Origin of the sequence: Nonomuraea sp. NPDC048881 (assembly GCF_040649795.1) — a bacterium.
Classification (GTDB): Bacteria; Actinomycetota; Actinomycetes; order Streptosporangiales; family Streptosporangiaceae; genus Nonomuraea.
Window position 1 is genome coordinate 1 of sequence record NZ_JBEZGC010000025.1, and the last position, 12,301, is coordinate 12,301.

General features: G+C 74.6%; 10 protein-coding genes. 5 read left to right on the forward strand and 5 right to left on the reverse strand.

Annotation, left to right across the window (positions count from 1 at the left end; all coding sequences use genetic code 11):
- Positions 1–228: 228 nt before the first annotated feature.
- Positions 229–693 (reverse strand): DUF1801 domain-containing protein, encoded by a 465-nt coding sequence (locus tag AB0C33_RS45710; RefSeq protein ID WP_358300273.1) that lies wholly within the window; start codon positions 691–693, stop codon positions 229–231.
- Positions 694–755: 62 nt separating this feature from the next.
- The gene (locus AB0C33_RS45715; RefSeq protein WP_358300276.1) at positions 756–1,211 is read right to left on the reverse strand and encodes a carboxymuconolactone decarboxylase family protein; all 456 of its coding nucleotides are present in this window, start codon (positions 1,209–1,211) and stop codon (positions 756–758) included.
- Between the two features lie 178 nt (positions 1,212–1,389).
- Between AB0C33_RS45715 and AB0C33_RS45720 the strand changes: the two genes are divergently transcribed.
- Positions 1,390–3,864 (forward strand): tetratricopeptide repeat protein, encoded by a 2,475-nt coding sequence (locus AB0C33_RS45720; RefSeq protein ID WP_358300279.1) that lies wholly within the window; start codon positions 1,390–1,392, stop codon positions 3,862–3,864.
- On the opposite strand, the gene AB0C33_RS45725 is transcribed toward AB0C33_RS45720, so the two are convergent.
- Positions 3,848–6,559: a LuxR C-terminal-related transcriptional regulator gene (locus AB0C33_RS45725; RefSeq protein ID WP_358300282.1), complete on the reverse strand. Its 2,712-nt coding sequence runs from the start codon at positions 6,557–6,559 to the stop codon at positions 3,848–3,850. The genes AB0C33_RS45720 and AB0C33_RS45725 overlap by 17 nt on opposite strands.
- Before the next feature lie 128 nt (positions 6,560–6,687).
- Here AB0C33_RS45725 and AB0C33_RS45730 point away from each other — a divergent pair, with 128 nt between their 5' ends.
- Positions 6,688–7,302, forward strand: a complete 615-nt coding sequence (locus AB0C33_RS45730) for a dihydrofolate reductase family protein (RefSeq protein WP_358300284.1) — start codon at positions 6,688–6,690, stop codon at positions 7,300–7,302.
- Positions 7,303–7,317: 15 nt separating this feature from the next.
- On the opposite strand, the gene AB0C33_RS45735 is transcribed toward AB0C33_RS45730, so the two are convergent.
- Entirely contained in the window at positions 7,318–8,703 is a 1,386-nt protein-coding gene (locus tag AB0C33_RS45735) for an MFS transporter (protein ID WP_358300286.1), read from the reverse strand.
- Between the two features lie 337 nt (positions 8,704–9,040).
- Here AB0C33_RS45735 and AB0C33_RS45740 point away from each other — a divergent pair, with 337 nt between their 5' ends.
- Together AB0C33_RS45740 and AB0C33_RS45745 are read left to right on the forward strand one after the other, a co-directional pair.
- Entirely contained in the window at positions 9,041–9,454 is a 414-nt protein-coding gene (locus tag AB0C33_RS45740; RefSeq protein WP_352366224.1) for a VOC family protein, read from the forward strand.
- Positions 9,455–9,728: 274 nt separating this feature from the next.
- Positions 9,729–10,553, forward strand: coding sequence for a nitroreductase/quinone reductase family protein (locus AB0C33_RS45745; protein ID WP_358300289.1), 825 nt, complete (start codon positions 9,729–9,731; stop codon positions 10,551–10,553).
- A gap of 6 nt (positions 10,554–10,559) precedes the next feature.
- Here AB0C33_RS45745 and AB0C33_RS45750 read toward each other — a convergent pair whose 3' ends face one another.
- Positions 10,560–11,756, reverse strand: coding sequence for an MFS transporter (locus tag AB0C33_RS45750; RefSeq protein ID WP_358300292.1), 1,197 nt, complete (start codon positions 11,754–11,756; stop codon positions 10,560–10,562).
- 83 nt (positions 11,757–11,839) lie between these two features.
- Here AB0C33_RS45750 and AB0C33_RS45755 point away from each other — a divergent pair, with 83 nt between their 5' ends.
- A complete protein-coding gene (locus AB0C33_RS45755) occupies positions 11,840–12,298 on the forward strand; it encodes a helix-turn-helix domain-containing protein (RefSeq protein ID WP_358300295.1) in 459 nt (152 codons plus the stop codon).
- The last annotated feature ends 3 nt before the right edge of the window (positions 12,299–12,301 follow it).

Sequence of the window (12,301 nt, forward strand, 5' to 3'; positions counted from 1 at the left end):
CTGTGCCTCAACGTCGAGGTGCTGTCCAGCGACGGCATGTCCATCGAGATGCGCGACACCGACGAGGACGTCTTCCGCGCGGCGGAGGAACTCGGCATCGATCTGTCCCGGCGGGAGCCGAGCAGCGTGGACGAGGTCTGACGGTCCCGTGCTCCACTGCGGCGCGCCGGTCCGGAGCAGGGTCCGGCGCGCCGCGGTGGAGCAGGACCGCAGGGGTCCGCCGGAGGCTCAGCCCGCGGCCTGCCGCACGAGGGCGGCGATGCGCGCCTCGGCGTCGGGGGTCAGCTCCTTCAGCGCGAAGGCGCTCGGCCACATGGCGCCGTCCTCAAGGCTCGCCCCGTCGTTGAAGTCGAGGGTGGCGAAGCGGGACTTGAACTTCGCGGCGGGCTTGAAGAAGCACACGACGCTGCCGTTCTTGGCGTAGGCCGGCATGCCGTACCAGGTCTTCGGCGTCAGGTCCGGGGCGGCGGCCCTGATGATGGCGTGCACCGCCTCGGCCAGCACCCGGTCGTCCTCGGCCATCTCGGCGATCTTCTCCAGCACGTCGCGCTCGCCGTCGGCGGCCGACGCCTTCCCGCCGCGCCGCGCGGCCTTCTTCAGCTCGCTGGCGTGCGCCTTCATCGCCGCGCGCTCGTCCTCGGTGAAGCCTTCGAAACCCTTGCCGGACGCGTCGGCGTTCTTCGTGGTGCTCATGGTGAAATCTCCTTGTGTGTGGGGTGAATGCTAGTACTGACCGTTTTGTGGGGTGGTGTCGCTCAGCCCCACGCGCCGGCGATCTGCCGGGTGCTGGCGTTGAGCCGGTTGAACAGGTTCGTCACGCCGATCATCAGCACGATTGCGGCGAGCTGCTTCTCGTCGTAGTAGGTGGCGGCCCGGTCCCAGACCTCGTCGCTGACCGCGTCGGGCCGGTCGGCCAGCCGCGTGGCGGCCTCGGCCAGCTCCAGCGCCGCCCGCTCCTCCTCGGTGAAGTACGGGGCCTCCCGCCAGGCGGCCACCGTGGCCAGCCGGTCCTCGCTCACCCCGGCCTTGCGGCCGCCCTTGACGCCCGCGTCCACGCAGGCGCTGCACCCGTTGATCTGGCTGATCCGCAGGTGCACCAGCTCCAGCGTCCCGGCGTCCACGCCGCCGGCGTGCACCGCCTTGAACAGCTCCTGGATCGACTGCATCGCGCCGGGCAGAACGGCGGCCGGGTTCTTCATCCGGGACTGCATGGTGGTTCTCCCTTTTCCCTGGTCGGCGCCCCGTCCCCCGGGGCGTGACTCCATCTCAGCGCAGCGGGCCCGGCGCGACGATGCCCGTGGGACACCGTGGGACAGCCGGAATGCCGTTGGCCTGCGGTGATTCGTCCCGGTAAGTTTCTTCCGCGACGGGACAGAGAGGCAGGAACGCGTGACTCGACAGCAGACGGCGGACCCCCAGGACGAGCTGGCCACCCGCCTGCGCCTGCTCCAGGAGCTCTCCGGGCACGGCGTACGGGCGCTCGCCCGCGAGACGGGCCTCAGCTCGTCGTCGTTGTCGCGCTACCTCAGCGGCCAGTCGGTGCCGCCGTGGGCCGCGGTGATCGAGCTGTGCCGCCTGGTCAAGCGCGACCCGCGCCCGCTGCGCCCGCTGTGGGACCGGGCGGCCAACCCCCTTCCGGCGCCGCCCAAGGCGAGCCGCCAGGTCCAGCCGCCCTCGGCGCCCGCCGGCGCTCCCCGTCCGCCGCGCAACGACCTGCCGCGCGACGTGCCCGACTTCACCGGGCGCGCGGCCCATCTCGACGCCGTGCTCGCCGCCGTCGCGCAGAGCCGGGTGGTCGCCGTGGACGGCATGGCGGGCGTCGGCAAGACGTGCCTGGCCGTGCACGCCGCGCACCGGCTCGCCGCCGACTACCCCGACGCCCAGCTCTACCTGGACCTGCACGGGTTCACCGACGGGCGGGAACCGCTCGACCCCGACCCCGCGCTGCGGTCGCTGCTCGCCGCGCTCGACGTGCCCTCGGAGAAGATCCCGCAGGAGGGCGGCATCGAGCCGCTGGCCGCCTGCTGGCGGGCCGAGCTGGCCGGACGGCGGGCCGTCGTGGTCCTCGACAACGCCGCCGGCGCCGACCAGGTCCGCATGCTGCTGCCCGGCGCGGGCGAGTCCGTCGCCCTGATCACCAGCCGCAACCGGCTGCTGGGCCTGGAGGAGGTGCCGCCCGTCTCGCTGGACGTGCTCACCCCGCAGGAGAGCGCCGAGCTGCTGGCCCGCGCCAGCGGCGACCCCAGCGGGCCCGACGGGCGGCTGGCCCAGGACCCGGAGGCGGCGGCCGAGGTGCTGCGGCTGTGCGGCCACCTGCCGCTGGCCCTGCGGCTGGCCGGGGCCCGGCTGCGCCACCGGCCAGGCTGGACCGTCGGCATCCTGGTCGAGCGCATGGCCGAGGGGCCGAGCGAGTTCGACACCGCCTTCGCCATGTCCGTACGCCAGCTCGACCGGGCACAGCGCCGCCTGTTCCGGCTGCTGGGCCTGCTGTCCGGGTCCTCCTTCGACGACTACGTGGCCGCCGCCCTGGCCGGGGTGCCGCTGCGCGACGCGCGGGCGATGCTGGAGGACCTGCTCGACGCCCACCTCGTCCAGCAGCCCTCGCCCGGCCGGTACACGCTGCACGACCTCGTCCACCAGCACGCGCGCCGGGCCGCCGAGGAGCAGGACACGCCGGCCGAGCGGGAGCAGGCGCTGGGCCGGGTGCTCGACTACTACGTGCACGCGGCGGCCGCCGCCGACGCCGCGATGCCGTACGAGTCGGGCAGCCGGGCCGCGTCCGCGGGCAGCCCGCCGGCCGCCCTGCCGGCCTTCGGCAGCAAGCACGCGGCGCTGGGCTGGTTCGGCGCGGAGTACACCAACCTCATGGGCGCCTTCGAGGTGGCGGTCGCCACCGGCGCCGACGCGCACGCGTGCGAGCTGCCCCGCTTCATGCGCGCGTTCTTCGCCCGGCGCTGCGGCACCACTCACCTCAACGTGCTCTTCGAACGCTCGCTGGCGGCGGCCGAACGCCTGGGCGACCCGTGGCAGCTCGCCGAGGCGCACAGCGACCTGGGCTTCGCCCGTTACAACGCGGGCCGCATGGCCGAGGCCGGGGCCGCGTACGAGGCGGCGGCCCCCCTGGTGTCCCAGGCCGGCGACGCCCGCTCCGCGGCGGACCTGATGATGCGCCGCGGCTACCTGAGCTGGGACGAGGGTCACGTCGAGGAGCCGCTCGACCTCTTCCGGCAGGCGGCCCGGCTCTACGCCGACGCCGGCTGCCCGACGGGCGCGGCCCACGCCGCCGCCGACGAGGCGTGGGCGATGCTGCAACTGGGACGCCGGGAGGAGGCGGCCCGGCTGGCCCGCGACGTGCTGGCGCGGACGCACGGCGAGCCCGGCTGGCCGGCCACGCTGACCGCCCGGATCACCCTCGGCATGGCGATCGTCCACGAGGAGCCCGGCGAGGCCGCGCAGCACCTGAGCCAGGCCCTGGAGCTGGCCCGCGAGGACGGCCACAAGCACAACGAGGCATGGTGCCTCAACTGCCTGGGCGTCGCGCTGCGCCAGATGGGCCGCCACGAGGAGGCGCTGGAGAGCCACCGGGAGGCGTTCGCCCTCCTGGACGAGCTGTTCGAGGAGCACTGGAAGGTGCACTTCCTCTACGGCTACGCCGAGACCTGCCGCCTGGCCGGCCTGCCGGAGGAGGCGCTGCGCCTGCACCGCCAGGCCCTCGACCTGGCGCCCAAGGTGGGCGCGCGGCACAAGGAGGCCCTGGCCCACGAGGGCATCGCGGCCGTGCTCGACGAGAGCGACCCGGCCGCCGCGGCCGAGCACCGCGCGGCGAGCCAGACGATCCGCCGCGAACTCAACCCGGACGCCTGACCTCGTCCCTCTCGCCGGCGGGACGGGCGGCGGTCGCGCGGGCCAGCTCGGTGCGGTTGGCGACCTGGAGCTTGGCGTAGACGTGCGCCAGGTGGGTCTTGACCGTGCCCCGGCTGACGAACAGCCGGGCGGCGATCTCCGGGTTGGACAGCCCCTCGGCGGCCAGCCCGGCCACCGACCGCTCGGCCGGGGTCAGGCTCTCCCATCCGGAGTCGGGCCGGCGGCGCGGCCCCCGCGCGCGGGTGGCGTGGGCGACCGCCGTGTCCAGGTCCATCGCGCGTCCCCGCTCGACGGCCGCGCGCAGTTCGCGGCCCTCCTCGCCGTCGGCGGCCGGGAGGGGGCGGGGCGCGGCCCCGAGGTCCGCGCGTGCCCGTTCGGCGGCCCCGGCCAGCACCCCGGCCGTCCTGACGGCGCCGCGACGCAGGTCGAGCAGCGCCAGCGACTCCAGGCCGGCCACCAGGCCGAGCACGAGGTCGTGGTCGGCGTGGATGCGCAGGGCCTCGTGGTGCAGCCGCAGCGCGCGTTCCGGGTCGCTGTCGTGGGACAGCAGCGCCAGCTCGTCCAGCACCCCGGCGCGCACGCGCGGCATGGCCGCGGTGACCGGCGACCGCGACAGGGCGTCCAGCAGCCGCGTCGCCGCCGCCTCCTCGTTCGACCGGCGCAGCGCCGCCGCCAGCACGAGCTGGGTGTCGGGCGCCAGCCACGCCGCGTCCGGCTCCTCCTGCCAGCGGCCCTCCCGCCAGCACCACTCCACCGCCTCGCCCGGCCGGTCGTGCCCGAGCGCGAGCATCGCCTGGCAACGCTCCCACCCGGTGATGAACGGCAGCCGCCCGAGCCCGTCGATCAGCCGGTCCACGGGCTCCAGGGCGGCGGCGGCCTCGTCCAGGCGGCCCTGCAGGATGCGGATCTCCGCCAGGACGACCCGGGCCGAGCCGGTCCAGTGCAGGTCACGCAGCGGTTCCGCGGTCTCGACGGCCCGTCCGGCCAGCTCCGCGGCCCGCTCCAGCGCGCCCGACCGGGCGGCGGCCAGCGCCCACCAGCCCAGCGCGAAGGAGGCCACGCCGCGGTCGCCGCGCGCCACCAGCCGCTCCACCGCCCGCTCGAAGCACTCGGTCGCCCGCCGGTAGTCGTCGCCGAGCACGTGCACCAGGCCGGCGATCGCCTCGGCGCTGTCGGCGACGAACCCGTCCCCGGCCCGGACGGCCTCGTCCCGCACCGCGCGGGCCTCGGCCAGCGCCTCGGGGAGGCCCGTCGCCAGCAGGCCGAGCGCGATCAGCGGCCCGGCCGGGCGGGCGGCCTCCGGGGCGCCGGCCGCCTCGGCCAGGTCCCGGGCCGTCCGCGCCACCTCGAACGCCTCGATCCCCGGCTCGGCGGTGTTGAGCACGAGCGCCAGCGCCGTCAGGACCCGGGCCTGGAGCGGGCTGCGCTCGTCCGCGCCGAGCGCCGCGGCCCGGCGCAGCAGCGCGGCCCCCTCGGCGCCGCGTCCCTCCAGGTGCCACAGCCACGCGCAGTCCGCGGCCAGTCGCCGCCCCCGCGCCGGGTCCGGACGCGACAGCCCCCACTCGATCGCGGCCCGCACGTTGGGGTAGGCGGCGCCCAACCGCGCCCGCCAGGCGTCCTTGTCGGTCTCCAGCAGCGGCGCCAGCTCCGCCGGCAACGACGCATGGACGTCGAGATGCAGGTCGCGCGCGGCGGTCTCCTCCCGCGCCGCCGCCAGGCGGTCCAGCGCGTACGCCCGCACCACCCCGAGCATCCGGTACCGGGCCACCGGGCCGGTCGTGTCGGCCACCACCAGCGACTTGTCGATCAGCCCCCGCAACGCCCTGAGCAGACGTCCGGCGCTCGGCCCGCCGAGCTCGGCCAGGCGGGTGACGGCGTCGGCGGTGAAGCCCGGCTCGAACACCCCGGCACGCCGGAACAGCACCCGCTCGTCGTCGTCCAGCAGGTCATGGCTCCAGCTCATCGACGCCTGCAGGGTGCGCTGGCGGAAGGGGGTGGTCCGCGCGCCGCCGTCCAGGAGGGCGTAGGGGGCGCTCAGGGAGTCGGCGATCTGGGCCAGCGACAGCGCGCCCGCCCAGCCGGCCGCCAGCTCCAGCGCGAGGGGCAGCCGGTCGAGCCGGTCGCAGATCCGTCTGGCCTGCGATCCGGCCGCCCCGGCCGCGTCCGGGGCGCCGGCGCGGACGCGTTCGAGGAACAGCTCCAGCGCGTCGGCCAGTCTCATCGGCGGCACCGGCCACACCCGCTCGCCGGGCACGCCGAGCCTGGACCGGCTGGTGGCGACGACCGCCACCCGCGGGCACTCGGCCAGGACGGCGGCGACGACCCCGGCGGCGTCGTCCAGCACGTGCTCGCAGTTGTCGACCACGACGAGGAGCTGGCGCTCGCGCAGCGCGGCGGCCAGCACCGGCAGCGGGTCCCGGTCGGCGGGCAGCGGGACGTCCAGCGCGGCGGCCAGCCGGCGGCCGACCTGGCCGCCGTCGGTCTCCTGCTCCAGGCCGACCCAGAACACGCCGTCCGGCCACGCTCCGGACGCCGCCCGGCACAGGCGCATCGCCAGCCGGGTCTTGCCGCACCCGCCGGGCCCGGTCAGGGTCAGGACCCGCCCGGCCGCCACCGCCTCGCCGGCCGCCGCCAGCTCCTCGGCCCGGCCCACGAACGACGACAACTCTGCCGGAACATGACGGACATCAGACATCGCCCGAAGTATGCCAGCAAACAGGCCAGGGGACCGGCGGCATCTCTGCCAGGTGGCCGATGTTCCCGGCCCGCCAGGACGGCAGGATCGTGCCCATCGCAACGAACACCTCACCAGGAGAGCCGGACATGACGCAGCACGACACCATCCAGGGCCGCAGGGTCGTCGGCAACATCTCGCTGTCCCTCGACGGCCGCGTCAGCGGCCCGGGCGGCGAGTACGACATGAGCTGGATCGTCCCGCACGCCCTCAGCGACGGCGCCCGCGACCACATGATCCGGGTGACCGGCGCGGCCACCACCGTCCTGCTCGGCCGCAGGAACTACGAGGGCTTCGGCTCCTTCTGGCCGGCGGTCGCCAAGGACGAGGACGCCGACTCCCGCGACCGGGCCTTCGCCCAGTGGCTCGACGAGACCGAGAAGATCGTCTTCTCCTCGACCCTGACGGACCCGACGTGGCAGAACTCCCGCCTGGCCGAGACCGGCCCCGCCGCGGAGGTCGAGCGGCTGCGGGGACAGGCCGGCGGGGACGTCGTCGTCCTGGCCAGCGGCAGCGTCATCAGGGCCCTGCTGGAGGCGGACGCGCTGGACCGGCTCAGCATCACGCTCTGCCCCGAGGTGGCCGGCGGCGGCGCCCGGCTGTTCGAGGACGGTCTGCCCGCCGCGCACTGGTCGCTGACCGACCTGACGACCACCGAATCGGGCGCGATCTGCCTGCTCTACGACCGCCTGCGCCAGGGCTGAGCCCACGCCCACCGGTCAGGCGGGGAGCGGGGCAGCGGTGGCGCGGTGGCGGGCGAAGGTGAGGGCGACGACCGTCCCGAGCAGCATGCCCGCGGCCGCGACGAGCACCGCCGTGCGCATCCCCGAGGCGAGCGCGGGCGCGGTGGCCTCGCCCACCCCGCCGGCCGCGACCAGCACCGCGAGCCCGAGCGCCGCGCCGACCTGGAGCGCGGTGGAGGCCATGCCGGAGGCGATCCCCTGCTCGCCCGCCGCCACGCCGGTGGCCGAGGCGATCCACATCCCGGTCCAGGTGAGGCCCTGGCTGACGCCGGACACGACGATGCCGGGCAGCACACCCCAGTACGAGCCGTCGGCGCTGATCTCCATCGCCAGCAGCGCGGTGCCCGCCGCCCCGCCGACGGTGCCGAGGAGCAGCGTCACCCGCATCCCGATCCGCCCGGCCAGCCGCCCGCCGAGCTGGGTGCCCAGTGCGATCAGCAGGGACGGCACCAGGAACGCCAGCCCGGTCGCCACGGCGCCGTACCCGAGCACGGTCTGGAAGTAGACGGTCAGGAAGTACGGCAGCGCGTTGAACGTGGCGCCGAAGACCAGGATGACCGCGACGGCCGAGCTGAGGCTGCGGTTGCCGAACAGCCGCAGCGGCATGAGCGGGTCGGCGCCCGCCTTCTCGACCGCGACGAAGGCGGCCAGCAGCACGGCGGCCAGCACGAACCCGCCGGTGATCAGCGGCGAGCTCCACCCCGACTCGGGGCCCTGGATGAGCGCGTAGGCGAGCAGGCTGACGCCGCCGGTGGCCAGCACCGCGCCCGGGACGTCGAACCGGCGGCCCCGCGCGCGGGCCCCGTCGGCGGGCAGCAGCAGCCAGGCTCCGGCGATCGCGACGACGGCGAGCGGCACGTTGACGTAGAAGACCGCCTCCCAGCCCCAGGCGCCGGTGAGCAGGCCGCCGAGCAGCGACCCGAGCGCCAGCCCGCTGGCTCCGGCGCCGCTCCACACGGCCAGCGCCCCGTTGCGCGCCGTGCCCTCGGCGAAACCGGTGTTGACCAGCGCCAACGTGGCCGGGAACAGCAGCGCGCCGCCCAGTCCCTGCGCGGCCCGCGCGGCCACCAGAGCCCCGGGGCTCTGCGCCAGGCCGCCGGCCAGGGAGGCGAGCGCGAACAGCGCCAGCGCGCCCACGAACATCCGGCGGTGGCCGAGCAGGTCGGCCGCCCGGCCGCCGAGCAGCAGGAACCCGCCGTACGCGACGGCGTAGGCGCTGGCCACCCACTGCAGGGTCTGCGGGGAGAAGTCCAGGTCGGCGCCGATCCGGGGGAGGGCGACGAAGACGATGTTGAAGTCGAGGGAGGTGATGAGCTGGGAGAGGGCCAGCAGGGCGAGGACCAGGCCGGGTCGGCGTCTCATGTCCACCTTCATACGATTGTCCGGAAATTACGTACAGTTCGGGATCCTCGTACAGTTGGGGGACGCTCGTCAAATCACCGTCCGGCGAGGAGGCGGCAACGAGAAAGGGCCCCCGCGAGATCGCGGGGGCCCGTCGTTCGTGTGCGGGGGATTACCGCTGGTCCTGCGTGCCCTTCGAGGGGAGCGCGCGGGCGAGGGCCGCGCCCAGGTCATGGCTGTCGCCGTACGTTTCCCAAGGCCGGTCCAACCGGTCAGGATTCGAGAAGCGCCCGGCCGCGCGTCCTCCGTAGCGTTGCTCTCATCGTCGGAAACGTCTGAAGCACCAAGGAGACACGGCATGAAAGCGCACGTCAGCTCTATCCTCCTCGCCGTCCGTGACATGGAGGCGGCCAAGCGGTTCTACACCGAGGGCCTGGGCTGGAAGATCCAGAACGACTACGGCATCTCGGTGTTCTTCGAGTCCGACGGCGCCTCGCCCGTCGGCTTCTACGGCCGCGAGGGCCTGGCCGGCCAGATCGGGCTGAGCCCGGAGGGCAGCGGGTTCAGCGGGGTCGTGCTCACCTATGTCGTCCGCAGCGAGGCGCGGGTGGACGAGATCATGGAGGAGGCCGAGAAGGCCGGCGCCACCATCCTCAAGCCCGCCGGCGCCCTGCCGTGGGGCGGGTACGGCGGCACCTTCGCCGACCCCGACGGCTACGTCTGGAGCCTGGGCTACAGCGAGCAGGGCGAGGACCAGCCCTACGCCGAGTAGCCGCGGCGGGCGCCTCCAGGGGAGGTGGTGAGGTCCGGCGCCGACGCGCGATCGTGCCGACGCCGGACCACCGCGGACCCGGCCTGGAAGTTTGTCGGCTTTGCGAAAAATATCTTGATGAAGTAACGTCACCCCCGTGACTGCCGGGTCGGCCTTGGGCCACGCACCAGAGAGCAGCCCGGCCCTGGCGTGATCGCCCGGCGGGCGCGCGGCCCGCCGCTTCCTCTTCTCCTCCTCAGCACGTCAGAGCAGAGACCATCACCCATGGAGAAGAGTGGATTTCAACAAGCAGGTCATCGACGAGTTCCGCGCCAACAACGGCCAGGTCGGCGGCTATTTCGAGGGAGCGAGACTGCTCCTGCTCACCACGACCGGCGCCCGTTCGGGCAAGCCCCACACCACCCCGCTCGGCTACCTGCCGGACGGCGGCGAGCGCATGCTGGTCATCGCCTCCGCCGGCGGCGCGCCGAGGAACCCCGCCTGGTACCACAACCTGCGCGCCGACCCCCGTGCCACCGTCGAGAGCGGCGTCTTCGTCTTCGACGTCGAGGCGGAGGTCCTGGAAGGGGCCGAACGGGACGCCGCCTTCGCCCGCGCCGTGGAGAGCGACCCCGGCTGGGCCGATTACCAGGCCAAGACGACCCGGATCATCCCCGTCGTCGCGCTGAAGGTGGTGCCGGGGCCGCCCCGGTCGACCGCGCCCTCCGGCGGGGCGTACCTCAAGCTGGTGCACGACGGCTTCCGCCGCGAGCTCGCGCTGATCCGCAAGGAGCTGGCCGACACCGGACGCCCCGGCCTGGGCGTGCAGCTGCGCGTCAACTGCCTGACCATGTGCCAGGGGCTGCACCACCATCACACCGGCGAGGACACGATGATGTTCCCGGCGCTGGCCGAGCGGCATCCCGCGCTCGCCCCGGTGATCGAGCGGCTGGCCGTGGAGCACGAGCGCGTGAGCGTGCTGGTGGCGGAGCTGAAGGAGGCCCTGTCCGGTGACGACCCGGTGCGGGTGCGCGCGGAGATCGAGCGGCTGACCGACGAGCTCGAAGCGCATCTGGCGTACGAGGAGGAGCAGCTCGTGCCGATCCTCGACCTTCCCTGACCCCGTTCAGGCCGAGGCGGACGCGCGTGCCGCCGGCGCGGCGCCGAGCCGCCGGGTCGAGACGGCGACGACGAGCCCGAGCGCGGCGTAGGCCGCGCCGAGCAGGCAGGCGGCCGGCCATCCCGCGAGGCTGTAGGCCCAGGTGGTGGTGATCGCGCCGAGCGCGGAGCCGAGGGAGTAGCAGGCCATGTACGCGCCGATGACCCCGCTGCTCCGGTCGGGACGCGCGGTGGTGAGCAGGTGCTGGCTGCTGACGTGCACGGCCTGCACGGCGAAGTCGAGCACGACCACGCCGGCGATCAGCAGCCACAACGACCACCCCGCCTGGGCGGTCAGCACCCAGGAGGCGGCCAGCAGCGCCAGCGACCAGCCGGTGACCGAGGACGCCAGGCCCCGGTCGGCCCAGCGGCCGGCCCGGGCCGCGCCCAGCGCGCCGGTGAGCCCGGCGAGCCCGAACAGCCCGATCTCGGTGGTGCCGAGGTGCCACGGCGCGGCGCCGAGCGGCAGCGCCAGCCCGCTCCACAACGTGCCGAAGGAGGCGAACAGGAAGAACGCGATCAGCCCCCGGCTGATCAGGAGCCGGTCCCCGGCCACCAGCCGGCCCAGAGACGACAGCGACCGGCCGTACGAGACCCGGGGACGCCGGACGTCGGCGTCGAGGACCAGGCGGGCGGCGAACGCGAGCAGCACGCACGACGCGGCGATGACCAGGTAGACCGCCCGCCAGTCGGCCAGCTCGCCCAGCAGGCCCGCGACCATCCGGACCCCGAGGATCCCGGCCACCACGCCCGAGGTGACCGTGCCGATGTTGCGGCCGCGCTCGCCGGGCGGTGAGACGGCGGCGACGTAGGCCACCGTGACCTGGACGACCACGGCGAACAGCCCGGCGAGGGCCAGGCCCGCGATCGCCAGGCCGCCGCCGGGCGCCACGGCGGCCACCCCGGCGCCCACCGCCGTCAGCAGCAGGTGGGCCGTGATGAGCCGGCGCCGGTCGAACAGGTCGCCGAGCGGGACGAGCAGCACCAGCCCCGCCAGATAGCCGATCTGGCCGGCGGCGACCAGCCAGCCCAGTGATCCGTCCGCCAGCCCGAGGTCCCGGCCGGCGGCCTGGAGGACGGGCTGGATGCCGTAGACGGGCGACACGGCCACCGCGCACACCAGCGCGAGCACGATCCGTTGCCTTCCGGTCAGTCCTGGCGACATGTCACTCCCCGATTAGTTTCAATATGCAACCGATCGGAGGGTAGGGCATAATGGTTTCGAATCGCAACTGATCGGAGGGTTCGGTGGACGTCACACTCGCTGCGGGAAACGCCTGGACCGACCCGGCCTGTCCGGTCGCGCGCGCCGTCGACCTGGTCGGCGACCGGTGGAGCCTGCTGATCGTCCGTGACGCCATGGACGGCGCCACCACCTTCACCGAGTTCCACCAGCGGCTGGGGATCGCCCGCAACATCCTCACCGACCGACTGCGCAAGCTGGTCGAGCACGGCATCCTCGACAGGAGCGCCGCCGACGGCAGGCGGCACGCCTACCGGCTCACCGAGGCCGGGCGGGACCTCTTCACCGCCGTCGTCGCCCTGCGCCAATGGGGCGAGCGCCACGCCTTCGCGCCGGACGAGCCGCACTCCGTCCTGGTCGACGGCCAGGGGCGGGAGCTGCCCCGGCTGCACCCGCTCGGCCAGGACGGCACGCCGCTCTCCGCCGAGACCTCCCGCGTGCGGAAGACCGCCGCGTCCGGCTAGACC